The following is a 26,334-nucleotide window of genomic DNA, read 5'->3' as shown; positions in this document are numbered from 1 at the left end:
CTTGAGCTCAACTCCATTCAGTCCACTGCTGCAGCTTACTTACTGAAAAGGCTTCAGCACTTCTACTGCTTTCTCCTGCGCTTTTTTCAATCCTTCGTCAACCGGACTCTGGCCTGTCAAAATCGATTGAATATGATCATTGAAGATTTTCTGCACCTCACCATTTTGATAGGTTGCCAGTTCACTATCCGCATACTCCAATTGCTCGCGGGCAACAAGTGCTGCCGGGAATTCCTCTACATACTTCTTCAGCAGGTCTGTTTCATAAGCAGATTCTCTAGTGGCTACATATCCAGTATCTATCGACCATTGAGCTACACGCTCAGGCTCTGTAAGGAACTTCATAAACTTAATTGCAGCTTTCTTGTTTGCTTCGGGAAGATCTTTGAACAAATAGATGTTTCCTCCACCAGTCGGGGAACCATACTGATTATTCGACGGCAGGAACGATACACCAAAATCAAAGTCTGCATTGTTCTTTACATTTGTCAGATTCCCTGTCGTATGGTACATCATCGCTGTTTTTCCGCTTAGGAAGTCAGAAGGAACTGTCGCCCATTCAATAACACCCTCCGGCATGATCTTGTGTTCCTTTCCAAGAGACAGCCAGAAGTCCATCGCTTCTTTTGCGTATGGTGCATCGAAATACACTTCTTTTCCATCCTCAGACATAATATTGTCTTCCGTCTGAAGTGCTAAAGCCTGGAACATCCAGTATTGGTACCCAGTACTCGGGATTTCTAGACCCCACTGGTCCTTGCCGCCATTTTTCGTCAACTTCTTCCCGTATTCCACCAGCTGATCCCAATTTTCAGGTGGAGCTTCCGGATCCAGTCCAGCCTCTTTGAAGGCGTCCTTGTTGTAGTATAGAACGATCGTGCTGCGCTGGAATGGCAAGCTATATACCTTATCACCAATAGATGAATTCGCCATAAATCCAACATAGAAATCATTTAAAAAATCTTCCTCGAACAAAGGGGTCACTTCCTCGATCAGGTCGTTCTCAAGTAATGTAAATAAATCAATTGAGAATAAAACAGCTAGTTCAGGAGGATTTCCTCCCTGGGTTGACGCCATCACCTGTGTCATCGTTTCTGCATAACTGCCTCCATACTTTGCATTAACTTTTATGTTGGGATTCTCTTTCTCAAAGTCATCTACAATACCATCAACAATGTTCGCCACATCCCCCCCAACCGCAACCGGGAACCAGAAATCAATCTCAGTCTTTTCTTCCACTCCAGCGCCACTGCTGCACCCTGCAAGGACAACCAGTAAAACTAAAACGAATGACAATAACTTACCCTTCATGCCATTTCCCCCTTAAAATCTATTTATTCATAAAAAAACCCATGAACAATAATCTGCATCACAAAGAAGTGTCATGCAATTTATTGATCACAGGGAATCTCCGCGTCTCTACCCTTTGACAATAACCTGTCTAATATATATGTCTTATCACTTACGATAATAACTAATTATTTGTATTATATTTTGGAAGTTTTCCAAGGTTTTTTATCTCAATAAAACAATTGATAACATTAAAAAAGGTGCCAGTCCCCCTTAAGCATACACGTATAACGCAGCCGGGGTCAGGCACCAATATTCTCAGACGGGGTTCTATATTTTAAACAAGCCTCAATTATTTCTGAAGCTCGGTTTTGTTAATAGACACTTATTTAGTTATCTATTTATTATCACTCACAGCCTTGCCTTACCTTATCCCCTATACTTGATCGTTAGTCCTTTTAAGAAGTTTCTGGCAAAATTGTCTAAGCAAACTTTATAATTTTTATGTCCTTCTTTTCTTAAAAAAGCTCCGAGCTCTCCTTTTGATACGTTTAATCCAGCTTTTTTGAATACATCTATCATGTCCTCTGTCGTTAAGGACAAGGCGATTTTGATTTTCTTTAAAAGGATATTGTTTATGTTTGAATAATTTTCAATGGTCGGTTCTGGCGTATTTGTTTGACCTGGTTTTGGCTCCTGTTTACCTCTTTTATAGATAATAAATCCATTTAAAAAAGAATTTAACATACTATTTGTTAATTTTATTTGGCTGTCATTTTCTTCTTCATCATCAGACTTTTTGAGGATCCTTACAACCTCTGGCACGGACACTTCCTCTCCTCCAAGTTTAAAAATCTCTGCCATTTCACTATTTTTGATTTCTAACGCATATCTCAATCGAATTAATATATCATTATTATCCATAAATTAATTTCCTCCTAATTTAATGCTCTTTGCTGCTTAACTATCTTCAGTCTATCATTACTATAGCCTCACAATACATAGAATACAGAATCAATTATCTTTGATTACCTAAAAGGAATATATGAATGGCACAAAAAAACCGCACAGCATCCCACTATGCGGAAATCATATGTATAGTTGGCGGGACCGCCTGGGAATCGAACCCAGCTAACCTGGCACGCAGGTCACAAGCGGTTTTGAAGTTAGAGGGAAGTTATCTTTTTTGGTTCAATTTGGTCTTATATAATCTCTTAAAGTCTTGATTTAATGCACTTTATCATTGAATATATGTCTTTTAATTTCATCTGGAAATACTTAAAAACACCTATTCCGTGACCAAGATGTGACCAAAAATGTGACCATAACTTTTAGTGTTGCGGTGCCAAAAAACATACCTAAAATGAAACATCAAGAAAATCTTATTAACCATATACAAACGTCTCATTAAACTACTTAGCATTTAAAAAAGTAAAAAGGATTATTTTCAAAAACAATTAATTTAATGTTTAAGTAATGTAATTTTATGGGATTGAAGAATGGACAAAAAAGTGATATTTCTGTACTCTGTATATAAATCATTTTTCAATTGCCAATTGCTTCTTACTTTTAAATTCAGTACAAAAAGTGTTATATTTACCCGAAGATTTCCATTCTCCTGCCACAATAATTAAATGATTTCTATTCTCATAAACGATCTTATTAATTTCTTTAAACAGTCTTTCATCACCAAACTTTACAATAAATGTATACTCTTTCCCGTTTGACGGACCAACAAGTGCAATTTCTTTTCTGTCGGAACTATAGTATCTATACTTTAATTCTATTAATCTCCAACCAAATACTCCTTTGGGATACATATAAGCACTTCTTTCATCTAACAACATTTGACCGATTATTTTTCCGTTATATAAGTCTGAACAATCATGTGATTTACACATTGAATAAATCTGACGAATTGTATGTATTGGTTTTGGTCTAACTTCTCCTGTTCCATGCTCTCTCGGAATCTCACTCTTTGACTGTGTTTTACTTTGCCTAGTTAACGATAATAAGGCATCTTCAAATTTAAATCCATTTTCATCATGTAAATTAGGTTGAAACCCCCTTGATGTATACGGACATCCTTTTTCATGGCTATATGATTTCCTTGCTCCAAAATATGCTTTCGCTACTCCATCAAGACTACGCACATACATATGAGCATCGCATTTCTTATTAGGACAATAAAAACGTATACTTTTATCCTGTCTTTGTGCGTCTCTTGCCAGTAGTTTGTGTTCTCTAGCTGCATCTTTAAAAACGTACATCGCCATTTTCAGCTCTCCCATCTTGCCAAAGATCTAAATAGTAGTTCTATATATTTCATAAAAAGTGTCTTTCTTATTCACAAAAGCACTAAGGCATCTACTTCTTTTTTTACCTGTTCTATTAAAGAAATGCCAACCCATTAAGGCTGACTCAATGCATGACTGCCATTTGATTTTACCACGATCACGTATTGTCATTTTGCATCATCTCCTACGAAACCATTATACACGAACAAACGTTCCGTGCGGAATTAAATTTAAAGACCAACTTTTCATCGGTCATTAGATTTCGTCTTCAATTAAAGCACCCGTTAGTTGAACAAGGAGACGTGCTTTATTTGAATACCTCGTTTATTTCATTTCTGTCGTAATCCAATATCCAATCATTGTATTTGCCATAAATATCTCTTATTGTTTCGGGCGAGGTCGCCAGCAGATCACAACCTCTATCATCATACACATGAAAAATGGTCTCTTTTTTAATATTGATGAAAAAAACATCATGATAAATCTTAGGTTTAATTCCCATGTCTTGATTGCAAATTGCTTTTAACAAAGGAATATATTTAATATCCGATGTTTTACATTTAAGAATAAATCTATGCGTCTGGTACTTACCATCCTCATCATCCTCGGGGAAAACATAAGGTAGTGTCGTGTGCTTCAACTTTTTCAAAACAGACTTATCCTGTATGTATTTAGAGAAGATGTTCAGTTTCCGATTGAATGCTGCATTATCTCCAAAATCATTCACATTTGCTACCACAAAAATCACATCTTCTTGAAGATGTAAAGTCTTAAACAAAGTGATAGCCCTTTTGTAAACTCCTCTAAGATAAGGACTGTTTTCGTAACAACAGTCACTATCATAATCCACGCCTAAATTGAACCGAATACCAATGTCCCAGCTATAAAACAAGGCTGGTCTAAGTTCTAAGTTCGTGAAATTCTCATTCATAAAGTTGTTTAATTCCATTGTTGCACCTCGTTAATTTGTTTCATAAAACTGTTCTTATTGAACTAACTTCCCTCAATAAAAGAAGCGAAAACACTTATTTACTCTTGTTTTCTTAGAATTTCATAGTTATTTACCTTTCGGTAACTCACTTTATAAATGGAGGATCTTCACTTGAAAGGATATTTTTGGACAGAGTGAGAAAAAAGAGTTAGAACCCACTAACCAATCCCTTACAGAAAATGGTGGATGAGTAAAAATATAACCGCACTGGTGGATGTCCACATTTACTCATGGAGGTCAACCCTCCCATGTCTCACAGAGTCTTCGCTCTCAAATTCCTTCGTCCAACCTTTCCATGAGGTGGATGTCAGCCATGCTGCCCACAGGGTCCAAGCCCGTAATTTAGTTGCTTTGCCGACTAATCCGTGCTTCAAATGTCTCCAAAACTATAAAAGCAAGAACTACTACTTATCTAATCTAAACCAAAGTTAAGCTGCCATTTCCTTCTTCTTTGTTACTGCCAAATGAGGGATGTCCTTTAGCATCTTTTCCTCATTAAAATCAAATTGTTTTTTTCCTATACTGAAGAAAATCCGAATTAGTTTATTACACAAAGCAATCAGGGACTGCATCTTCTTTAAAGGATTATCCGGACGTTGAGTATAGTAAGCATGTAATGCTTTAAATGCAGAATTCTTGGCGACGAGAATCATACAGACCCTGAATAACAGGGCCCTGAGTTTCTTTCGGCCTCTTTTTGTGATGGTCGTTTTTCCTTTGTGCTTGCCGGATGTATTTTCTTTTAAGCTTAAGCCGGCCAGCTTGATAATCTGCCTTGGATGATTGTATTCGCCTAAATCTCCTACTTCCGCAAAGAAGCCGGCAATTGTATCCCTGCCTACACCTTTTATCGCTAACATTTGTTGTACACCTGGTATTTCATCAAGCTGGCCGTCTATTTTGGCGTCCAATTCTTCGAATTGTAACTGATTAATTCATACTTAGCCAGAATGGTTTTTAGCTCCAGCCTGGCCATTTCAGCACCTTGTCGAAGTCCGATGGACTGACTAGCTGCCTGTTTTAATTCACGGATCTTGTTTAATCCAACACTCCGAGATACGGACTTTCTCAAATGGACGAGTAGTTCTTCTTCGGTGAATACAGCTATTTCATGTGGCAAGGCATAGAGCTTTAAGAATTGTAAAGCAGCCTTACCTTCCCATTTCTTAAATACCTTGAGGAATTCCGGAAAATACCGGTCAATCCAGTTGTGCACCTGTCCTTGGACCGTTTGTAGGTCTTCAGTTAAAAGATCGCGTATTTTCTTTGCCACACGGAGTTCTGCATAAACACCTTGCGGTATTGTTGGTTCGGCGTATCTTCCATCCTTGACCAGCTGGGCTATGACCTTGGCATCTTTCACATCATTTTTGGTGGGTGAGTTATCATCCAACTCTTTGCTTTTCTTGACGTGCAACGGGTTTACTGCGACAAACTTTATCCCATTTTCTTTTAAGATATGGGCCAGATTAAACCAATAGTGGCCTGTTGGCTCCATACCAACCATCACTTTACTCATACGCTGTTCTTTTTTGATTTCCGAAATCCATTTAAGAAAGTGTTCAAATCCTTCTTTTGTATTTTCAAATTGACACGGGGATCCAAACTCCATTCCCCTGAAATCCTGGGCACGAGCCACATGTTTGAATTTCGCAATATCGACTCCTATAATAAGAGTTTGAGAAGTGATTTGAGCAATCTTCTTATTCTGGTTATAATTCATTGTAAAGCCTCCTGGTGTTTGAGATTTTTGTCCTTTTTGCTTGCCGGCTTCAGGACTCTCTCATTCTACCAAGAGGTTATTTTTTTGTTCAAACTCCATTTTCATTCATTACAGGAATGCTGCCCCGTTATTTCATTAACTTCAACAAAAAATAAATGGAAGAAAGGCCTCCCGTCAGTTTGGTAAACTGATGAAAGACCTTCTTTCATTTGATGGTTTTTACGATAGCATTTTTTCTTAACTATAAATAAAGGGGACTAATGGCTTTACTTATATTAACCTTTTTATATAATGGCAAAGATTTCGCTTAAATTTATATAATTTTTATACAATATGCTTAATAAAAATCTCTAAGTACTTTTTGTCGTTTGTATTCTTAATACGTTCCTTGAGAATTTCAATTACCTGTGGGCGCATATATTCATTTTTAATAATCTTCTCTAGAAGTTTATCACCGTAGTTTTTCAGCCATATTGGCCTAAACTTCTCATAATCGAACACTTCGGGATCTACAAAAAAATCGTACTCATCGATAACGCCAAGATAATCCTTCATTCTCAAATCTGTCAACTCTCCAAGAAAGTACCAAATACCAAATTTCACGGCATAATTATCAGAATAAATTTGTTTAATACCTTTCCTTCTATCATCAAGGATTGTCGACATGTACGTATCCATATATTTAATGATTAAATCCTGATATACGGATATATTGTCTACTAAACCAACTTTTACGCTGTCCATTAATCCTTTGATGTCTTCTATATTCCTCAGGTTTGAAAGATAGTTTTTAGCTTCAATAGATAGAATTGGCGACAATTGATACATAAATTTAAATTGATTATCTGCATCCTTAGAAAGGCTCAAAGCATAATTGGATAATTCTTTTGATACAAACTCCTTCTCGAAATGGAGGATCAAATTGCAGAAATTATTTGAAAAAAGGCCGTTAGTAGACTGTTCAGAAAACTCACTATCCTTGTGCTTATCTACCTGATTAATTAGAAATTCCTCGATCATAGTAATTGCAGCATTTGGAAGTCCACTACAACGTGTCAGGCGATCAATCCACAGATATCGTTTTCCTATGTCCAATTCTCTTTCAGGAAAGTAAAATAACAAGGCCCTTAGTATTTTTATAAAACCATTCTCAGAAAGTTTCACGTATCTTGCAAAATAGAATGCTACCTTGGCTTCTGAGATAATTTGATTGTAGAAAATAATACTCATGCTATCATTTGAGAACTGCTTAATGATTTCATTTGAAATACTTATTAGATAGTTTTCAATTTTCTCAGTGTCACTAAATTCAATTTGTTCAACTTTACAACTTCGCTCGATGTGTTTGATATCGTCAATTCTAAATGACCTCGCCACATTAACAAAGTCATAATAATCAACATAGAAACCAGATTTCCCAACTCCCATGAAAAAGCCGAAATCATCAATGTCCCGAGTCTGCTCATATTCAGCCTTTTCAAACATAAGCAACAACGAATTTCTTGTATATTGCTTGATCTCATCGAAGAAAGCTGACCACAGGCAATTCTCGTATAAAAAGCGAAGATTGTCATTGAGACGGAACTGAACTTTAAGGTCAGAAGTTAAACTTCCAAATGAATGAGAGCCTTTGCTAATTTCGGATCGAATTTTACTAGTCAATGAAAACAATTTAACAGTATCATCATACAAGAACTTGTTGTCACTAAGAAATTCAAGGATTTGATATTTCTCTTGGAAATCATATGGCATACCGCTGAAGACGTCATTTATATTAAAATTTTTCATTTCCCTTTCGATGCGTTTCAGGAATTCATCTGAAAAAGGCCTATAGTACCTCCCATAAATCAGCAACCCAGCACCTCTAAGATGTTTGGCCGATTGAGTAATGGATTGATATAATCGATACCTGTTAATCTGCGAAAGGTAGTGTATCCACCAATTTGATTCATCTATTGATTTTAGAAGAAGATTCGAATAATAGTTGTATGCTTCTTCCCATCTCCCAAGACAAGCCAGATAAAATGCCTTTCGATATTCCTCTTCAAGACTGATAGAAGTTATTTGGATTAGTCTTTCCATTTCATCATAGTCACCATGGTAAGCTGGACTTTTAATCTCATATGTATTATTAATAGTTTTATTATCTAAATCATCATACATGCAAAGGATTCCGTTTTGCTCATAGAAGTTCGAGATTGCTTCAAATTTTTGTTTTGAACCTCCATTTAAATTATCTGTACCCTTCTCTTTGAGTTCAAAAAACCGCTCCATATACCCGAAACCCGTATTCTTATTAGGAACAACAGTACCATTGACCTCGAAATGGTAGTCGAAATTAAAAACATGCTTAAGATCAAGTTTCCTGACATTCTGAAGTACAAATAGTGGACTAAGCTTTTCATTTAAATAATCTATAACATCATCGTCATTTGAAATTAAAGCATTGTCTTTTGAATCTATCAGAATATCCATTACTTTTTCATAACGCTTTAGGTATTCATTTTCTTCAGTATTTACAAGACTGGCCGCATCTATGATTCGAAGGCCTTTGCTTTCATAGTATACAGCAGTTTTTTCTTCAATAGGTTTATGATCTACTCGAATAAAAAACGGCTTATTATAACCATCTTTCTGTAATTGCCTTACCCAATTCATAATTAAATTAATGTTGTAGTCACCTAGGCCATAGCCTATAAAAACAATATTATGGGTAGCCATAATTGTCTTCATGTAGTTGCTTATCAGTGGAAAATTCTGTTCATAGTTTATGTAGTCACTTTCCTTCAGTACCACGTATTTTCCACGAAAGCCTCGTTTAAAGTCACCATGTATCTTAAGCAAATTTCTTGAGGAAGTCGCTTTTGCAATATCCTCCTCTGCACTGATAACACTGAAGTAACGTCCTCGTTGCCAGCAAGCCTTTTCTAGCAAATTATCGTAGTTAGTCGTGATAATATGAACTGGGTTCATTGCCAGTATCTTATCATGTATCGGATTCGTAGATTTATCCACTGAAAATACATTCTCTAGAACTTTATCATATGCTTCTTCGCCTTCTACATCATAGAAAATTTGCGGAATTCGTAAGTATTCATCAGAAGAGTAATCGCCTTCCTTTGGTTTCCCATACAGCTGAACATTATATTCATTTACTAATTCCCCCCACTGCGGGTAATCTGAAATACGTGAAATCCCTGCACCGACAAAAAATACAAGTTTTCCGTTTTTCGAAGCCTTTGTCAAATCACGAATGTGCTGATAAATCTTCTCCATTTGAAAGCACCTTTCTCTGAAACAGCTGTTTTCCGATTACAAGAAATTACTAATATTTTAACATATTATAACAAAAGATGATCCATAGGATACACCTTTTCACCTTTTTTTCCTTAATACATCCCATACTGAATGTACCACCTTTGCATGACACCTAGGCGGTAAACTCTCCGCTCATAACCTTATTTGATTGAAACTGATTAAAAGCATCTAAAAAGCCTTTTCTCTCAAGAAACTCTGCCATGTGCTGGATAAAATATAATTCCAGGTCTTTGTCTTGTTAATGGCTTCGGGCTGTTTTCACTGTACTGGACCGCTTACATCAACCTCTGGAGCTTGCGCTTGCGACCCTACTGCTAGAATACATCTCATTCTTATATAGTGCTTACATTCTTTCAATCGCGTTCATTATGTCTCCTCCTTACATCGGTAAAATTTCTTTTCCCTTGAACACTTTTAAATTAGGTTCCTCAGCTTGCGGGTCGTCGGTCCTGGCTTCCAGGTACCGAATCGTGTCTTTTAAATTGTGATACCAAACATCCAGACTGTATTCTCTTTCATAGTCCGGCTTCACACCCTTTTTATTGGCTGCATGTTCTATAAATACCTTTCTGTACTGCATCACACTGTCAAATAAACCAACTGCATTATTTCTCCACTTTTTCCCTTGATTTTCTAACTCAACATATCGAATACAAGCTTTTAAATCCCCCAGGATAACATCGTAAAAAAGAGAATTTATTTCATCCAGGCGGACCATGTCCTCCCTCCATTCCTGTTTCGGGTCTTTTCCTTTGGGTTTTAAATATTTATCAAGCTTGTTCATCCTGGATTTTAAGCTCATTCTGCAACTCCTCCCATCGGTCCTCATTTATATCCCCTTTAAAGTCGTTATCCTCCATCCAGTCCACAATCTTTACTGCCATTAGTTGAGAACATTTTTCTGGATCATACTGTGAAGACTTGCTAACTGGCTCCAAAGTCTCCAAGAGATATTCGGTCTTCTTTTCCATTTCCTCGGCTTGCTCCTGGTCTCCGACGTATAAGGACATCATCCAGGCGGCGACTGCTTCCCGGTATTCCTCATAATCCAATGCCAACAAATCTGTTTTCTCCGGCTTAATTTTTTCAACTGCGTTCCTTTCCGGGATTCTGCCTTCAATTACTTTCAATCTGCTTTTAATACTCAAGTGAACACTCCTCTCCTGTAGCCCGCGCACGCGTAAGGTGGCTCCAAAATCCCTCAAATTTATTGATTAAAAACAAGGCTGGAGCCATGCTGTGCCTAGCTTAATGTGCGTTTCAAAAGTCTTCAATCGTCCTGCTCCTGGGAAGCAAGCATTTCCTCGATTTTATCCATCCTCTCCGCTAAATCGCCCAATTCCATTGATTTCAAAGCCGTATTGGATAATGTTGCAATCGTTTTGGCCTTATCATTGGTCATTTCGCCATCCTGGAGAAGAATATTTATAACCCTTCCTATCATTTTTCGTACATCCTGCGGCTTATTCAGCCGAACATTTTTAGTAAATTCGCTGCCATTTTCGGCCATGTTATCACTCCTTTTTTAGGTGTTGGTAAAAATGACATACCCTCTGTTTGCTTGTATTTGCAAAACCGCTCATACAACCCAGTAAGAGTAGCTAGATTAGCATTTCGCATTTTTCTGCTTGACTCCTTACCTACACTGTATTTTCTTACTTTCTTTTCCTTTGCTGCCATAACACCATCACTCCATCTCATCGGTCTAAAATGTGTGAATCCGACGTGGATGCGTACGGTTTTACAAGACGCTCACCAACGGTCTCAGGCATCGGTCTCCCTCGGTCTACCGAAAATAAACAAAAAAACCGTACGAGTGAAAAAATCACCGTACGGCTAAACATTCGATAATATGTATATTTGGCGGGACCGCCTGGGAATCGAACCCAGCTAACCTGGCACGCAGGTCACAAGCGGTTTTGAAGACCGTGGAGGGCACCAGCACCCCAATCAGCCCCGTAAAGACTCTTCCTATTATAAGGGCAAATGGTGCTGCTTTCAAGACTTATGCCTCCTTTCTTGTCGTTTCTCGGGACAAGGCTTATAATAAGGACAGGAAAATATGTGTGTAGGTGAAGGAAAATGCTAGAAGGCTGGTTTATGTATTTTATATTGTTCTGGGTTATCATTCTGATTTCGTTCTTTGCGATTGGCGGCTTTTTTATGTTCCGCAAGTTTTTAAAGCGCATGCCGAAAGAAGATGGCAAATCGGATTTGGATTGGGAAGAGCATTATGTCAATGAAACGCGGCATCTATGGCAGCAGAGGGAAAAAGATTTGCTGGAGGATCTCGTAAGTCCGGTGCCTGAACTGTTCAGAGATGTAGCAAGAATGAAGATTGCCGGTAAAATTGGAGAACTTGCTGTAAATGAAAAGGCAGATCAAATTGATCAGGATCTCCTGATTCGAGGCTATATTCTAGCCACTCCAAAACGGGACCACAAATTTCTGCGCAAGAAATTGACAGAAAAACAGATAAGTATCACGCCATATGAACATTTATTCTAAGCCATTTCGGAACGCCGGAATGGTTTTTTATTTTTTCCGCCTTTAAGAAGGATACTCACCACCTTTATTGAATAGAAATGGAGAGTAACTCTATCCAAAAAGGAGTAATCCAATGACCACAAAAGAAGTCTTATTAAAACAGCTGTCCGCCTGCCTCGACCAGCCCAATTGGTTTGTCCCGTTATCAGCTGCCATCGGAGGATTATCAGCAAAAGAAGCATCCTACAAGTCAGGAACCGGTAATTCCATCTGGCAGATCGTCACCCACCTTACCTTCTGGAATGACCGCTATCTAACTAGATTAAAAGAATTGCCGCTCTCCCAAACCCATATCGCCAATGACGAAACTTTCAGCACCAATGAATCCGTTACTGAAGAGGATTGGCATTCTGCCATAAAAGCTCTTCAGAACGTCTTGACTGAGTGGATTAAAGCCCTGGAAGAATGCAGTGAAGAAAAGCTTCTCTCCTCCGCCTATAAGGAACCGATTGAATCCTGGTCGTCTGTCATTTCAAACTTAACCATCCACAACGCCTATCACATTGGCCAAATCGTAGAAATCCGGAAAATGTATGGACTATGGGACCCCAAAAATGGAGTCCATTAAATAACAATGCAAAAGCCGCCGAGTGCAGTACCCGGCGGCTTTCAATCGATTAAGTTGTTTTGGGATTCCCCGATCCGTTCAGCTCGTGATGAAGCTTTCGATAATTCATATACATGGCAATTCTCCACGGTACAATCATCGAAAATGCGAGAATCCAGAACATGCCGCTCAGCTGACCATAGTCGATTGTTGAGCTAAGAGCTATTTTTCCAATGATGCGGATCACAAGCAACCCTATTAATATAAAAGCAAATGCTTTGGAGCGCTTCAGATAAATTTCGCTGTCCCTGATTTCAAATGAGGATGTTTTAATTAAAAGCATGGAAAACAGCAATCCAACTGTGGCCGCTTCCAGAATCTCCAATGGAGTAACACGAAAATAAGGAACGGTAAACATAAGAGCACCTGTGCTCATAAAAATCGGCGGCAAGATGATTTTTTTGGCTGAAGCCGGCTTTTTTGCAGCCTTCATGCGGATGAACATAGCGAAGATTGCCATAAATACGGCACCGATTGATGAAATTAATACAAAGTCCATTCGATTTCATCCTCTATTTCATTTGATTACTAACCATATTATATCTTAATAAGCTTAATTAAGGTACTCAGAGGGATAAAAGTTCATCAAAAAAAGCCACTCCAGCTGATACCCGGACACATCCGTATGTCCAGGGTACCCCGAGTCAGCTCTTAACTTAATACCCGATTTACCGCTTCTAGTACACGGCCTTCATCAAATGGTTTTATAATAAAATCCTTCGCACCTGCTTCAATGGATTCAACCACTACCTTCTGCTGGCCCATGGCTGAACACATGATAACCTTTGCATTAGGGTTGTCCCTCTTAATTTCCCGGACAGCCTCGAGCCCGCTCATTTCTGGCATCGTAATATCCATCATCACCAGATCTGGCTTCAGATTTACGAATAGGTCCACGGCTTCCTTTCCGTTTTCCCCTTCTCCCACAATTTCATGGTCGGCTTTTTTCAGAATGCTGCTCAGGGTAACCCTCATAAACTTCGCATCATCAACTATTAAAATTCTCGCCACCGCTGTTTCCCCCTTGTAGTGCATTGGAAGCTATATCTCTATTATACTACATACATAGTAAAAAATACCCATAATAACATTTATTAAAACATCTGGAAGAAAAAAATCATTCCTTTAGAGAGATACATTATTCCACTCCGTAAGAACACATATTTCAATATATCGAACTATCAGATATATTTCAATTGAAAGAATATGACAAATTTCGACCACCTGTCCTAGCCCTTTTTCCTTATCACATAAAAAAAAGGCACATTCCTAAATTGAATGTGCCCATGCTCTTAGAAACCAGTAAATCCGCCAAATAACGGTGAAAGGAAAATAATGATTTTTGTCATCCAGTCAAAGAATAAAACTACACCCATGATCATCATCAGCACTCCGCCGATTTTCATAATCTTGGCGCTGTTTCGCCTAATCCATTGCATTTTCCCTATGAAGAAGGATAGAACAAAGAATGGTATAGCAAAGCCAAGAATATAGGCAATCATGTAAACCATTGCAGAATTAGGATTTGTGACTGCTAATGACCAGACCGCCCCTAATATTGGACCTGTACATGGGGTCCAGCCTGCAGCGAATGCCATTCCGATCAGAACAGATCCCAGAAGGCCCGATGGACGATTCTTAAATTCAAACCGCCTTTCTTTCATAAGAAATTCGGGCTTAATAATGCCTACAATTAATAATCCAAATATAAATACAAAGATGGCGCCAATTTGCCTGATTAAATCCTGGTATTGCTGAAAGAATTGACCAAGCAAGGTAGTTCCAAACCCAATAGCGATAAAAATGGCCGAAAATCCGATCAGGAAAAATAGTGTATGAAGCATGCTCCTTCTCTGCATCATCGCATTTTCTTCTTTAATCTCCCCTACAGACATTCCGGTGATATACGATAAAAAAGCCGGATATAATGGCAGGCAGCAAGGTGAAACAAAGCTTAAAAACCCTGCCCCTAATGCAATAAATACATTCAAATCTGTCATAGTCACAACTCCTGATACTCATTCATTCCAATTTCATTCTAACAAATCCCATCTAGAAAAGATAATGGATAGTATGTGAACATTTTGTGTCATCAGCTGCTACTAAAATTCATATTAATTTTCAACCTAGAACATGTAATTTTAATGTAAATGTTACTAAAGTTTAAAACAAGTTTCTTTTGAATTTATTACCATAATTCGATATACTAGTATAGATCTTAACAAATTCTGTTATTATCTTTCAGCTTTTGACATGGATTCAAATTGGCAGAGTATAGCCTACATATAAGAAATGATCAGAGAGGAATTATTGGCCGTGTGTAAACAGGAACTGCTTACATTAATCGAACAAAAAAGAACAGAGTTAATTCAAGTGGCCATGAAAAGCGGCTTAAGCTCTGCCGCAGCAATCCGATACAGCCAGGAATTGGATGCCCTATTAAATGAATATAACCGAAGCTTCATTAAAAAAGTGCAGACACATTAAGAAACAGCCATGCAACCAATGCAGGCTGTTTTTTACATTTCGCCCCTCTGGTTCAGTTATTTATTAATGACAATTGATAATTTATAATTTGCATGCTTATTCAAGTCTGTTAAAAATTGATCTAACCGTCCATTTGACGGGAATTTGCATTCAAGCAGATAACAGCCATCTCCGCTGATTTTATAATTATGTATGATTTCCTTTTGTGCTTTCACAAATGTCAGATAAGGCTGATGATTCATACTTTGAGTGATAACCGTAATAAAAGCATGGACAGAATACCCTAATTTCTCCTGGTTCACTTTAATTGTGTACCCCTCAATTACGCCCTGATCTTCTAATTTCGCCACTCTAGATGCGGCTGCCTGGCCAGTTAAATGGACTTTCTCCCCCAGTTCCTTCATTGTGATCCGGCTGTAACTGGAAAGTTCCTCCAATATACGCCGATCGGTGTGATCCAGCATTTTTTCAACTCCTTTCACTTTTCAAGTTAAACGGCAAAAAGACTTGATTTTATCTATGTAATTGCCAGCGGGTCTTAGTATAAACTATATGTAAATCAAAGAAAAGGAGTACATTTATATGAATATACAGCTGATCCGCAACGCTACACTAGTTGTCCAATATGCAGAGAAAAAGTTTTTAATAGATCCCTTTTTGGCCGAAAAGGGGACTTACCCGCCTTTTCCAAATTCAATCAGACAAGATCATAACAATCCTTTAACAGATCTTCCAGTCTCCATTGATGAAATCATTCATAATGTGGATGCCGTAATTGTTACCCACCTGCATTTAGACCACTTTGATGATGTTGCCAAAATGGCATTTCCAAAGGACATTAAAATATTTGTGCAAAATGAAGAAGATGCCGCTGAAGTGAAAAAAGCAGGATTTAATAATATTGAAGTCCTCCATGAAGAAACTGTTTTTGAAGATATCCAACTAGTTAAAACAAAGGGCGAACATGGCAGGGGCGAAACTTTAAAACTGGCCGGTCTGGTTTGTGGAGTGGTCTTCAAACATCACAGTGAAAAAACACTTTATGTAGCAGGAGATACAGTTTGGTATGATGCTGTTCAGGAAGTTATTGAAACACAGAGCCCTGAAGTCATAGTTGTTAATGGCGGAGATAACCAGTTTCTTGAAGGCGGCTCGCTTGTTATGGGGAAAGAAGATATCTATGAAGTTTCCAAAGCTGCCCCGGATGCCAGGATTATTTCTGTCCACATGGAGGCGGTCAACCATTGGACACTATCAAAGGAAGAGTTAAAAAGCTATAGTAAAGACAAAGGCTTTTCCGATCAACTAATAGTGCCTGAAGATGGAGAATCCTGCTCCTTTTAAGAGAAGAAAAGACGTGTGGCCATTCACACGTCTTTTCTATTAGCCTACTGTATCCTCCACTTTTTCAGCAGACCCATTCTGCAGCAGATACATTTTATGATACAACCCCCGCTTTGCCAGCAGTTCCTGGTGCGTTCCTCTTTCTACTATTTCCCCCTGATGAAGAACGAGAATCAGTTCAGCATCCTGTATGGTAGACAAGCGATGAGCAATCGCAATTGTTGTGCGGCCCTTTCTCATTTCTTCCAGTGCTGTCTGAATAGCTTCTTCTGTTTCAGTATCAATATTAGCTGTTGCTTCATCCAGCACAAGAATTTTCGGATTGGCAGCGATCGTTCTTGCAAAAGCAATGAGCTGTCTTTGCCCACTTGAAAAAGTCGATCCCCTCTCCACCACAGGATGGTCATAACCGTCTTCCAACTTTTCTATGAAAGTATGAGCCTGAACAAACTGAGCCGCAGCTTCAATCTCAGCATCTGTCATGCTTTTATTATGCAGCATGATGTTATCCTTAATCGTCCCGTAAAAAAGGAAAGGATCCTGAAGGACAAGCCCCATTTTTGTACGCAATTCTTCTGCTGGGTAGGACTTAATGCTTCTTCCGTCAATGAGTATATCACCGCGTTCATATTCATAGAATCGCATCATTAAATTAATGATAGAGCTTTTGCCGCTGCCGGTATGGCCTACGAGAGCAACGGTTTCACCCGGTTTGGCAGAAAATGAGATATTTTTCAAAACATCCCTTTTGCCGTCATAGGAGAAGCTGATGTTCCTGAACTCAATCTCTCCCTCGCTGATTTCAGCAGAATTGCAGTCCTCCTGTGCTGGGGCAAGCTCCTTTTCGTCCAGCAGCGCAAACGCTCTTGAAGCCGCAATGATGGCCTGCTGATACATGGAAAGCCTCATCATGATCTGATTCACAGGCTCAAAAAAGCGGTCCAGATAGCTTACAAAGGCATACAGCACACCGATATCAATTGGACTGTTAAAAGAAGATATCCCAAAAAAGCTCAATACAATAACAAGTGCCAGAACATAAACAAGGTCAATGGCCGGCCTTAGCAGCAGCCCATCCATTTTGATATTGCGCATCCCTGCCTTATAATGCTGCTCATTAATATCGCCAAATTCCTTGCGCAGCCTTTTTTCCTGTCTGAATACCTGGATGATCGACATTCCCTGCAGTGATTCACTCAGTTTTGCATTCAGCTCGCTAAGCCTTTCCCTTAGGTCCTTATAGAAAACAGAGCTGTATTTGCGGTAAGTCCGGATGATCATAAAAAGAATCGGGAGAATTACCAGACAAAACAGGGCAAGCTTCACATTCAGGATAAACATCGCCATAAAGATCCCTGTCAGAAGGAAGGCACCCTGAATGAAGGTAACCAGGACACTGACAAACATATCTTTTATCGCCTCTGTATCATTGGTAACCCGGGAAACAATACTTCCCGCCGGCGTTTTATCAAAGTACTTCAAGCCCAGTGACTGTACCTTCGAAAAGACATCCACACGCAGCTGCTGAATGATTTTCAGCGCGATCTCCTGAAATTTGAGCAGCTGAAAATAGGATACCAGCACATTCATGATCTGAATGCCCAGATAGGCTGCACCGAGGGCAAATAACGGCTCAAAAACCAGATTTCCAGGTGTTAAATAATCATCGATAAAAATTTTGACAAGAATCGGACCAAGGATGTCTCCAATCGTTGTTAAAAGAAGCAGACTGAAGGCAAGTGTGATTGTTTTCTTATGCGGTTTTGTATAGGAAAGCAGCCGGAAAAGGACCTTCCGCTGCTCTTTTTCCTTCATAATCGGTGTCTTTTCCATTGACTTATCCCCCATGCTCTACAAGCTCCTCCAGCTGCTGCCGCAGATACATATTCTTATACCAGCCGTCTTCAGCCATTAGTTCATCATGTGTTCCCCTCTGGACAATTCTTCCTTCATCCAGTACCAATATGAGATTCGCATGCTGAATGGCACTCAGCCGGTGAGCAGTAATAATCGTTGTCTTGCCAGCCCGCTCGGCCCGCAATGAAGTAAGAATCGCTTCCTCAGTTTTGGCATCAACAGCAGAAAGGGAGTCATCCAAAATCAATACTTCCGGATTCATCATAAGTGCCCTTGCAATGGAAATACGCTGCTTCTGCCCTCCGGAAAGGGAGACCCCTCTCTCACCTGCAACAGTCATATAACCTTCTGTAAATTGAAGAATATCTTCATGGATATTGGCCAGTTTCGCGGCCGCATAAATATCTTCCAGGTCTGCATCCGGTCTCGTGAAAGCTATATTTTCAGCAACTGTTGCCGAGAATAGGAAGTGCTCCTGCGGGACATAGCCGATCGCTTCTCTCAGCTTTCCGACTTTATAGCGGCTGATAGGATGTCCTGCAAAAAGAATTTCCCCTTTATAGCCTTCAAACTCCCTGAACAATAGCTTAAGCAGTGAAGTTTTGCCCGCACCCGTTTTACCTGCTATGCCGAGAGTCTCTCCTCTTTCCAGCCTAAAATGAATATCCTTAAGCAGCATTTCCTGTTCACCCGGATAGGTGAATTCCTCAATCCTGTACTCAATATCACCGCTTGGAACTTCATTGATGCCAGTCTCATCATCCTTTATATCGATTTCTTCTGCAAGAAGAGCAGAAACTCGATCATAAGAGGCTCGGCCTCTTTCCACAATGTTGAACAGCCAGCCAAAAGCGAGCATTGGCCAAATAAGGAGACCCAAGTAAGTTGTGAATGAAACCAGCTGCCCGATTGTCAGCTCTCCTGCGATAACATATCTTGATCCAAATGCAATAGACAGGAAGAAAGAAAGCCCTACAATAATGCTGATCGTCGGATCAAACAAAGAATCAACCTTTGCAACAGAGATGTTCTTTTGCACTACATCTTCAGACTGCCTCCGGAAATCTTCTATATCTTCTTTTTCCTGGCCGAATGTTTTAATCACTTTAATTCCTGAAACACTTTCCTGAGTCTTGTCATTCAGTGAAGAAAAAGCCTCCTGTGCTTTGTGGAACCGTTTATGAAGAAGTGTTCCATACCAGCTTGTGAGAAGTGCCATGAAGGGCATCGGAATCAAGCAGATCAGCGTTAACTTCCAGCTGATTGTTGCCGCCATGGCGATTATAACGAAGCCGCCTGTCGCCAGTGAATCGACAAAGGTTAGGACCCCAGCCCCAGCCGTCTGCTGAATGGCCTGCAGATCATTGGTCGCATGTGCCATCAAATCCCCTACCCGCTTTTTCTGGTAAAAGGTTTGCGACATATTCGTGAAATGCAGATAAAGCCTGTTGCGCAGAAGTTTGGACAGCTTAACAGCTGAACCAAATATCATAATGCGCCAATAATAGCGAAGGACATACATCATGAGGGCAACAACTATCAGAAGTCCAACCCACATGATTAATGCTTGCGCATTCAGCTGGCCATTTTTAATTGAGTCGACAACAATCCCAACTACCTTTGGGGGAACCAGCTGCAGCAGTGCCACAAATAACAACAGAATAATTCCGTTTACATAAGCCTTTTTCTCCTGTTTAAAAAACCACATTAAATCAAAGAAAACCTTCATACTCCATCCTCCGAAATCCATAATAGCTTAAATAGTTTATCAAATATTGAGAAAATAAGGAAGATTTTTTCCCACAACAAAAAAGCACCCGGATGGATGCTTTATTGCCCTAATGCTTCTATGCGGTTTATCAGGCTTGTTGCCTCATTAATCGTAGTGAACAGCTCAGAATTCTCCAGCTGATCCAGTGCAAGGCTGCCGTTCTCCAAAACTTTATTAATTTCTGCCAGCAACGCTTCATTTTGGGTCACAAGCTCCTGGTGAATATCCTCTGCCAAGGTCGGGATATCCTGAATGGCGATAAATTCTTCAACTTCCTGCTTTAGTGTCATCAATCTGTCTTCAAGTTCCTGCTTTAATGCCGGATCTGCTGCCGCATCCTGAATCATTTGCGGCGCCTCTTCGGCAAAGTCGCTTAATGTATTGATATGCTCAGTCGCTTCATTAACATAGTCAATGGAATTATTCACTTCACCCAAGACGGAACAGCCGCTTAATATCATGGAAACGGTAAGGAGCCCTATTAGAATTACTTTTTTCATTTTGCTCGTTCCTTTCACGTTTTGTCATAGTATATATACGGTCTGTTTCAAAGAAGGTTTCATTCTGAAAACAAAAAAACCACCTTTCTGTTATTGTAACAGAAAAGTGGTTTCCGATGGGATGCTTGTCCCTGATTACTTGCCAGTCTGCTTGTTCATGGCATTCATCATTTGGTTGATCTTCTTTTGAGATGGCTTCATGCCCATTTGCATCATCATCATTTTAAGCATTTGTTCATTAATTGGCGGATTTTTCTCAAGGTAGCTCATCATATATTTTCGAGCAATGAAAAATCCTAGTGCTACACCGGCAAGAAGCGCCAGTACACCAACTAGAATGTACATACCCATACTAACTTCCTCCTTCATGTTGTCTATCATACAGTGTACTAGACCAAAGGTTATTATACAATATTTGCTTCAGTTTTTCTCTTATTTTAGACGAACTTTCTCTCTTTTATCGGTTTTAGCCACCCATAGCGCTTATGCTGGAGGTCAACAGCCAGAAAGGAAGACTCGCTTTTTCGCAGCACTTCGAAAAAAACTGTCTCTGCCTCATAGCTGCCGGCCGCTTCTAAAACCAGACTCCGTTCAAAAACTTCAAGCTTAGCCCTGCTTCTTTTACTCATCTCTATATAGTATGCACTTTTTTCTATGATAAAGTCTTTTTTTCTCTGGAGCTGCTGGTGGATATATTGATGCACTTTTAAACCCGGGATTGGCTTAGTCACAAAATCAATTTGCTTCGATAGAATAGCCTTCATTTCACCTGACGAACGCTCATACTCTTCAAAAAGCTGAAAAAACATCCGCTCTCTGCCAAAATAATGGGACGCAAATTCATCTTCTATTAAATACAATTGATAAGCTCTCATCTGGCCCCTCCTTCCGGGACAATCCATTTCTTTCAATTATAAGTAAACGAATTCAAGGAATGTGTCTGAAGATGTTAAAAACTTTCACTAATTTTGTCGAAAGCGAAGAATTCAGTTGATTATGAGGATTCTTGATGGAAGAACATCTGCTGTTTGACTCTTTTACAAATATTCACTATTGCATATTCCCCGATTTGATTAATGGTAATCTTGTTTTTTTGATGACGGCTGAAATACTCACTGTCTTTAATGGCATAAAAAAAGGAAGAGCCTCTAGGCTCTCCCTTCCCGAATATCGTTATCCCTGCAGCAAGGCTTTAACACGTGCTACAACGTTGTCTACGGTGAATCCGTATTCTTCCATAATTCTTTCACCTGGTGCAGATGCACCGAAGGTATCGATGGCAAGAACATCGCCTTCGTCTCCTGCATAGCGGTGCCAGCCAAGTGAAGATCCCATTTCAATGGCAAGACGTTTTTTGACTGTCTTAGGAATTACGCTTTCTTTGTACTCTTTTGATTGAGCTTCAAATCGGTCCCAGGCAGGCATGCTTACTACAGATGCATGGATGCCTTCACCTTCAAGCGCTTTTTGAGCTTCAACTGCAAGGCTGACTTCAGATCCTGCAGCAAGCAATAATACATCCGCATTGCTGTTAGAAGCTGGAGATACAACATATCCGCCTTTTTGAACGCCTTCGTATGCCGCAGAATCCGTACCTTTTAATGTAGGCAGGTTTTGACGTGTCAATACTAATGCAGTCGGCTTGTTTGTTGATTCGATTGCTGTTTTCCAGGCAGCTGCTGTTTCGTTTCCGTCAGCAGGACGGACAACAGATAGGTTTGGCATGGCACGAAGTGCAGCAAGCTGTTCTACAGGCTCATGTGTTGGGCCGTCTTCACCGACAGCGATACTGTCATGTGTAAATACATACGTTACAGGCAGGTTCATAAGAGCAGCCAGACGAATTGCGGGGCGAAGGTAATCAGAGAACACGAAGAATGTTCCGCCGAAAACATTTAATCCGCCGTGAAGCGCCATTCCATTCAATGCAGCACCCATTGCAAATTCACGTACACCGAACCAGATGTTGCGGCCATCAAATGATTCAGCCGTAAAGTCACCCGTCCCTTTTATCATTGTTTTGTTAGAGCCTGCAAGGTCTGCAGATCCGCCAAAGAATGAAGGCAGATTCTGAGCGATAGCATTTAGCGCTTCTCCGGAAGAAGCGCGGCTGGCAAGGCTCTTTCCTTCTTCATAAACAGGGATGTCTTTATCCCAGCCTTCAGCAAGCTCACCATTGATCGCCTGCTCCAGCTGTTTCCCTAACTCAGGATGAGATTCCTTGTATTGAGCAAAAAGGTCTTCCCATTCCTGCTGCTTTTTCGCACCGTTTTCAACAACTTGCTGCTTAAAGTGATCATATACTTCCTGTGGAACATGGAAGTCTTCTTCAAATGTCCATTTATAAGCTTCTTTTGTTAATTTCAACTCGTCAGCACCAAGAGGAGCGCCATGCACATCAGATTTGCCTGATTTGTTTGGAGAACCATAGCCGATGACTGTTTTCACTTCGATCATTGTCGGGCGGCTTTCATCCTGTTTCGCTTCTTCAATTGCTTTTGCAATTTCGTGAAGATCATTGCCGTCTTCTACACGGATGTACTGCCAGCCGTATGATTTGAAGCGCTGTTCAACACTTTCAGAGAAAGACTTATCAAGGTCTCCATCAAGTGAGATATCATTTGAATCATAAAGAACAACCAATCTGCCCAGCTTCAAGTGGCCGGCAAGGGAAGCAGCTTCAGCCGAAACGCCTTCCATAAGGTCTCCGTCACCGCAGATGCTGTATGTATAATGATCAACAACATTGAAGTTGTCTTTATTGTATGTTGCAGCCAAGTGGCGTTCAGCCATAGCCATACCGACAGCCATAGCAATACCTTGTCCTAATGGGCCTGTTGTTGCGTCAACACCAGGTGTATGGCCGAATTCAGGGTGACCGGGGGTCTTGCTTCCCCACTGTCTGAACTCTTTAATGTCATTCATGGAAACATCATAGCCGGAAAGATGAAGAAGGCTGTATAAAAGCATAGAGCCATGTCCGGCAGAAAGAACAAAACGGTCACGGTTGAACCATTCTGGATTTTTCGGATTGTGGTTCATGAAGCGTGTCCAAAGTGTATAAGCCATTGGAGCAGCTCCCATTGGCATTCCCGGATGGCCGGAGTTCGCCTTTTCAATGGCGTCAATTGATAAAGTACGAATGGAACTGATGGAGAGTTCATCTGTGTGATTAAACATTCAATACATCCTTTCGAGTAGTAATTCTTCACTCTTTTAATATTATCGGGTGTCCCTTTTTTTCACAACCAATAGGGTCAGGTAAGGGACAAAAAAAGCCGGTTTGTTACTATATTGACACAAAAAGATCCGGCATATGTAAAAAAAGCGGAGATAGTCAGTATTGCCATCTCCTCTATTAAAAGAAGGAATACAGCGCAGTGTATCCCTTGCAATTATATTATTAGTGAAGGCGGTTTTTATTTTGGAATTCTTTCAGTTTTTTCGGAGTTACATCGTTCCCTGTAGGGTCAACGATTGTTACGCCCTTCAGCGTGTTTAACATGCCAGAGCGGAAAGTCTCCAAATACTCTTTGCGGAGAGAAGTCTGTTCTTTCGCTTCTGCTTCTGTTAATCCGGATTCCTTGGACTTCTTTGCCAGTTCATTAATTCGGGCAAGTTTTTGTTTAGGCAGCATTTATTAAAACTCCTTTATATCAAAAGTTTACCTTTGAATAATTCTGATGGAAGTTTTTATTATACAGCAGCTTCAGATATGGAACAATACTGAAACTCAAATGCCATCATACTAAAAATGAGCACTTTTGACAAGAAAAGTGCTCTACTCAGCATGTGAATCAATATGTTCTTTATACCTTCTATGGACAGTTGCTTTGGAAATATTATAGCCAAACCCCCTAAGCGTCGCAGCAATTTCAGCAAACGTTAACTCGTTTTTCCTCAGCCGGACAATTTCCTCTATCGGCACTTCTATTCTTTCCCTGCCGCCATTTGCACCCTGATTACTTAGATTTTTCTCGGGCCTGTATCCTTTATCAACAGCCCTCTGCATGCCGCGTCTGATTTTGATGTTATGCAGCTTTCTCTGATACTCCTCTACCATCCCTACAATGCTAAGCACCATCGAATCTGATTCCGAAAGCTCCAGCTTGCCGTTATTAGAAATGCTGTATAATTGGACTTCTTCTTTAAAGATGCAATGGAGAATCGCAATCTTGGCATTTCCCCTCCCCAGCCTGGTTTCATCCTGGATGAGAACAACCTTAATATCCTTTTTTTTAATTAAGTCTAAAAGTTCCAATATACCGTCTCTTTCGAGATCGTATCCGCTGGCCTGTTCGCGGATGACCTTGACTACTTCAAAGTCATGTTTTTCTGCCAGGTTCAAAAGCTCTTCTTCCTGTCTTGAAAGGGACGTTTCCTGAGTATCCTTTGTTGTACTAACTCTGCAGTAAATTATTGCTTTCATAATTTCTCCTTATTTGTTAAGGTCTGAACTCGCAAGCTCTTTATATGGCTGGTCATCCAGGGCTTTTACTGGAATAACAATTTCATCACCTGGAAAAATCCTTCCTGCCGCTATCCCATTATTTCGTTCTACCCAATTTATAAATTGATCTGTTGTCAGAGAATGCTCAGCAGAAAAATTTTCAGCAATCTCCCATAAAGAATCACCTTCTGCAACAGTGACTTTCACAAACTTTTCCGTATCAGGTGTTTCTATCTGCACAAGCATTACAAACGATGCTGCCAAGCTTAAAACGAAGAGAATAATAGCATAAGAATATGATTTCCACAATTTGTTCAGCATAATATACCACCTCAAAAGAATGTATGTTCGTATTCGTTGATTTCATTATAGACCGAACATTTGTTTCGTGTCAACATAAATTCGAACTTATGTTTGTATCATATGGTAATTGATGCTATAATTGAGACAACAAAACACATACGAGGTGCGTAAAGATGGTGAAATTATCAAAAAGACAGCAAGACATATTGGAGTTCATAAAGGAAGAAGTTAAATTGAGAGGTTATCCCCCTTCTGTAAGAGAAATCGGGGAAGCAGTGGGCCTTGCTTCAAGCTCGACCGTTCACGGTCACCTGGCCAGGCTTGAAAGCAAAGGGCTTATCCGCAGAGATCCTACTAAACCTCGCGCCATTGAGATTTTAGATTTGGACGAGGCTTCTAACATTCCCAAGGTCAGAGCAGTCAACGTTCCGATCGTCGGTAAAGTAACTGCAGGGCAGCCGATAACGGCAATTGAAAATGTCGAAGAATACTTCCCTCTTCCGGAAAGAATGGCACCTGCTGACGAGCATGTATTCATGCTTGAGATCATGGGCGAAAGTATGATTGAAGCAGGAATACTTGATGGAGACTATGTAATCGTCAAACAGCAGAGCACTGCCAATAATGGGGATATCGTGGTGGCCATGACAGAGGAAGATGAAGCAACTGTTAAAAGGTTCTTTAAAGAAAAAGACTTTATCCGTCTGCAGCCGGAAAACTCGACAATGGAACCAATTATCCTCCGCAATGTTTCTATTCTTGGCAAGGTTATAGGCGTATACCGTCATATGCATTAATAGATTGTAAAAAGCAGGCACCTCTGCCTGCTTTTTGTTTTTTTCCATTTTC

27 protein-coding genes, 1 tRNA gene and 1 pseudogene are annotated in these 26,334 nt (G+C 39.9%); 5 read left to right on the top strand and 24 right to left on the bottom strand.

Translation table 11 applies throughout. The features are described from left to right. Positions 1-39: 39 nt before the first annotated feature. From NAF01_RS09865 to NAF01_RS09815, 11 genes and pseudogenes are all read right to left on the bottom strand, one after another. On the bottom strand, positions 40-1,311 hold the full coding sequence (locus tag NAF01_RS09865) for an ABC transporter substrate-binding protein (protein WP_250802180.1): 1,272 nt from the start codon (positions 1,309-1,311) through the stop codon (positions 40-42). 408 nt (positions 1,312-1,719) lie between these two features. Continuing rightward, positions 1,720-2,214 (bottom strand): YehS family protein, encoded by a 495-nt coding sequence (locus NAF01_RS09860; protein WP_250802179.1) that lies wholly within the window; start codon positions 2,212-2,214, stop codon positions 1,720-1,722. A 614-nt stretch (positions 2,215-2,828) separates the two neighbouring features. Continuing rightward, complete coding sequence (locus tag NAF01_RS09855; protein ID WP_250802178.1) at positions 2,829-3,566, bottom strand: hypothetical protein; 738 nt, start codon at positions 3,564-3,566, stop codon at positions 2,829-2,831. 328 nt (positions 3,567-3,894) lie between these two features. Continuing rightward, positions 3,895-4,536 carry a DUF3885 domain-containing protein gene (locus tag NAF01_RS09850; RefSeq protein ID WP_250802177.1) on the bottom strand — a complete coding sequence of 214 codons (642 nt, stop codon included), beginning with the start codon at positions 4,534-4,536 and terminating at the stop codon, positions 3,895-3,897. Between the two features lie 470 nt (positions 4,537-5,006). Next, positions 5,007-6,301, bottom strand: a pseudogene (locus tag NAF01_RS09845) (IS110 family transposase). A 324-nt stretch (positions 6,302-6,625) separates the two neighbouring features. Next, positions 6,626-9,577: an SIR2 family protein gene (locus NAF01_RS09840; RefSeq protein WP_250802176.1), complete on the bottom strand. Its 2,952-nt coding sequence runs from the start codon at positions 9,575-9,577 to the stop codon at positions 6,626-6,628. A 421-nt stretch (positions 9,578-9,998) separates the two neighbouring features. After that, entirely contained in the window at positions 9,999-10,421 is a 423-nt protein-coding gene (locus NAF01_RS09835) for a hypothetical protein (RefSeq protein WP_250802175.1), read from the bottom strand. Next, entirely contained in the window at positions 10,390-10,767 is a 378-nt protein-coding gene (locus NAF01_RS09830) for a hypothetical protein (protein ID WP_250802174.1), read from the bottom strand. The genes NAF01_RS09835 and NAF01_RS09830 overlap by 32 nt, the downstream gene beginning before the upstream one ends. Before the next feature lie 122 nt (positions 10,768-10,889). Then, entirely contained in the window at positions 10,890-11,129 is a 240-nt protein-coding gene (locus NAF01_RS09825) for a hypothetical protein (protein WP_250802173.1), read from the bottom strand. After that, a complete protein-coding gene (locus NAF01_RS09820; RefSeq protein WP_250802172.1) occupies positions 11,087-11,299 on the bottom strand; it encodes a hypothetical protein in 213 nt (70 codons plus the stop codon). Before NAF01_RS09820 ends, NAF01_RS09825 begins: the two co-directional genes overlap by 43 nt. A 181-nt stretch (positions 11,300-11,480) precedes the next feature. Next, positions 11,481-11,577, bottom strand: a tRNA-Sec gene (locus tag NAF01_RS09815). A gap of 124 nt (positions 11,578-11,701) precedes the next feature. On the opposite strand from NAF01_RS09815, the gene NAF01_RS09810 reads away from it, so the two are divergent. Further along, a complete protein-coding gene (locus NAF01_RS09810) occupies positions 11,702-12,127 on the top strand; it encodes a DUF2621 domain-containing protein (protein ID WP_250802171.1) in 426 nt (141 codons plus the stop codon). 112 nt (positions 12,128-12,239) lie between these two features. Beyond that, positions 12,240-12,734 (top strand): DinB family protein, encoded by a 495-nt coding sequence (locus NAF01_RS09805; RefSeq protein WP_250802170.1) that lies wholly within the window; start codon positions 12,240-12,242, stop codon positions 12,732-12,734. 49 nt (positions 12,735-12,783) lie between these two features. Here NAF01_RS09805 and NAF01_RS09800 read toward each other — a convergent pair whose 3' ends face one another. The 3 genes from NAF01_RS09800 to NAF01_RS09790 all read right to left on the bottom strand — a co-directional run bounded on the left by NAF01_RS09800 (position 12,784) and on the right by NAF01_RS09790 (position 14,773). After that, positions 12,784-13,272 carry a CcdC family protein gene (locus NAF01_RS09800; RefSeq protein ID WP_197207288.1) on the bottom strand — a complete coding sequence of 163 codons (489 nt, stop codon included), beginning with the start codon at positions 13,270-13,272 and terminating at the stop codon, positions 12,784-12,786. A 152-nt stretch (positions 13,273-13,424) separates the two neighbouring features. Beyond that, the gene (locus tag NAF01_RS09795; RefSeq protein WP_284709502.1) at positions 13,425-13,784 is read right to left on the bottom strand and encodes a response regulator; all 360 of its coding nucleotides are present in this window, start codon (positions 13,782-13,784) and stop codon (positions 13,425-13,427) included. Positions 13,785-14,065: 281 nt separating this feature from the next. Further along, positions 14,066-14,773, bottom strand: a complete 708-nt coding sequence (locus NAF01_RS09790) for a cytochrome c biogenesis CcdA family protein (RefSeq protein ID WP_061792602.1) — start codon at positions 14,771-14,773, stop codon at positions 14,066-14,068. Positions 14,774-15,089: 316 nt separating this feature from the next. On the opposite strand from NAF01_RS09790, the gene NAF01_RS09785 reads away from it, so the two are divergent. After that, the gene (locus NAF01_RS09785) at positions 15,090-15,260 is read left to right on the top strand and encodes an aspartyl-phosphate phosphatase Spo0E family protein (RefSeq protein WP_048009069.1); all 171 of its coding nucleotides are present in this window, start codon (positions 15,090-15,092) and stop codon (positions 15,258-15,260) included. Between the two features lie 56 nt (positions 15,261-15,316). Here the strand turns inward: NAF01_RS09785 and NAF01_RS09780 are convergent, their stop codons facing one another. Then, the gene (locus tag NAF01_RS09780; RefSeq protein WP_250802169.1) at positions 15,317-15,724 is read right to left on the bottom strand and encodes an Lrp/AsnC family transcriptional regulator; all 408 of its coding nucleotides are present in this window, start codon (positions 15,722-15,724) and stop codon (positions 15,317-15,319) included. A 118-nt stretch (positions 15,725-15,842) separates the two neighbouring features. Here NAF01_RS09780 and NAF01_RS09775 point away from each other — a divergent pair, with 118 nt between their 5' ends. After that, positions 15,843-16,604 carry an MBL fold metallo-hydrolase gene (locus tag NAF01_RS09775; protein ID WP_250802168.1) on the top strand — a complete coding sequence of 254 codons (762 nt, stop codon included), beginning with the start codon at positions 15,843-15,845 and terminating at the stop codon, positions 16,602-16,604. A gap of 39 nt (positions 16,605-16,643) precedes the next feature. On the opposite strand, the gene NAF01_RS09770 is transcribed toward NAF01_RS09775, so the two are convergent. The 9 genes from NAF01_RS09770 to yneA form a co-directional block, all read right to left on the bottom strand. Next, complete coding sequence (locus tag NAF01_RS09770) at positions 16,644-18,437, bottom strand: ABC transporter ATP-binding protein (protein WP_250802167.1); 1,794 nt, start codon at positions 18,435-18,437, stop codon at positions 16,644-16,646. A gap of 4 nt (positions 18,438-18,441) precedes the next feature. Further along, positions 18,442-20,190, bottom strand: coding sequence for an ABC transporter transmembrane domain-containing protein (locus NAF01_RS09765; protein ID WP_250802166.1), 1,749 nt, complete (start codon positions 20,188-20,190; stop codon positions 18,442-18,444). A 101-nt stretch (positions 20,191-20,291) separates the two neighbouring features. Then, positions 20,292-20,732 (bottom strand): DUF6376 family protein, encoded by a 441-nt coding sequence (locus NAF01_RS09760; protein WP_248346980.1) that lies wholly within the window; start codon positions 20,730-20,732, stop codon positions 20,292-20,294. Between the two features lie 135 nt (positions 20,733-20,867). After that, the gene (locus NAF01_RS09755) at positions 20,868-21,083 is read right to left on the bottom strand and encodes a YneF family protein (protein ID WP_009330559.1); all 216 of its coding nucleotides are present in this window, start codon (positions 21,081-21,083) and stop codon (positions 20,868-20,870) included. An 86-nt stretch (positions 21,084-21,169) separates the two neighbouring features. Further along, a complete protein-coding gene (sirA, locus tag NAF01_RS09750) occupies positions 21,170-21,607 on the bottom strand; it encodes a sporulation inhibitor of replication protein SirA (protein WP_048008923.1) in 438 nt (145 codons plus the stop codon). A 298-nt stretch (positions 21,608-21,905) separates the two neighbouring features. After that, positions 21,906-23,912 (bottom strand): transketolase, encoded by a 2,007-nt coding sequence (tkt, locus tag NAF01_RS09745; RefSeq protein ID WP_250802165.1) that lies wholly within the window; start codon positions 23,910-23,912, stop codon positions 21,906-21,908. A 223-nt stretch (positions 23,913-24,135) separates the two neighbouring features. After that, the gene (locus NAF01_RS09740) at positions 24,136-24,369 is read right to left on the bottom strand and encodes a DUF896 domain-containing protein (RefSeq protein WP_250802164.1); all 234 of its coding nucleotides are present in this window, start codon (positions 24,367-24,369) and stop codon (positions 24,136-24,138) included. Positions 24,370-24,513: 144 nt separating this feature from the next. Beyond that, positions 24,514-25,161 carry a YneB family resolvase-like protein gene (locus tag NAF01_RS09735; protein ID WP_048008926.1) on the bottom strand — a complete coding sequence of 216 codons (648 nt, stop codon included), beginning with the start codon at positions 25,159-25,161 and terminating at the stop codon, positions 24,514-24,516. 9 nt (positions 25,162-25,170) lie between these two features. Next, positions 25,171-25,503: a cell division suppressor protein YneA gene (yneA, locus tag NAF01_RS09730; protein ID WP_197248115.1), complete on the bottom strand. Its 333-nt coding sequence runs from the start codon at positions 25,501-25,503 to the stop codon at positions 25,171-25,173. Positions 25,504-25,658: 155 nt separating this feature from the next. On the opposite strand from yneA, the gene lexA reads away from it, so the two are divergent. After that, on the top strand, positions 25,659-26,282 hold the full coding sequence (lexA, locus tag NAF01_RS09725; protein ID WP_250802163.1) for a transcriptional repressor LexA: 624 nt from the start codon (positions 25,659-25,661) through the stop codon (positions 26,280-26,282). The last annotated feature ends 52 nt before the right edge of the window (positions 26,283-26,334 follow it).

Origin of the sequence: Cytobacillus firmus (genome assembly GCF_023657595.1) — a bacterium.
GTDB lineage: Bacteria > Bacillota > Bacilli > Bacillales > Cytobacillaceae > Cytobacillus > Cytobacillus firmus_B.
Note: the sequence above shows the minus strand (reverse complement) of the source record. Positions and strands in the feature narration are given on the sequence as shown.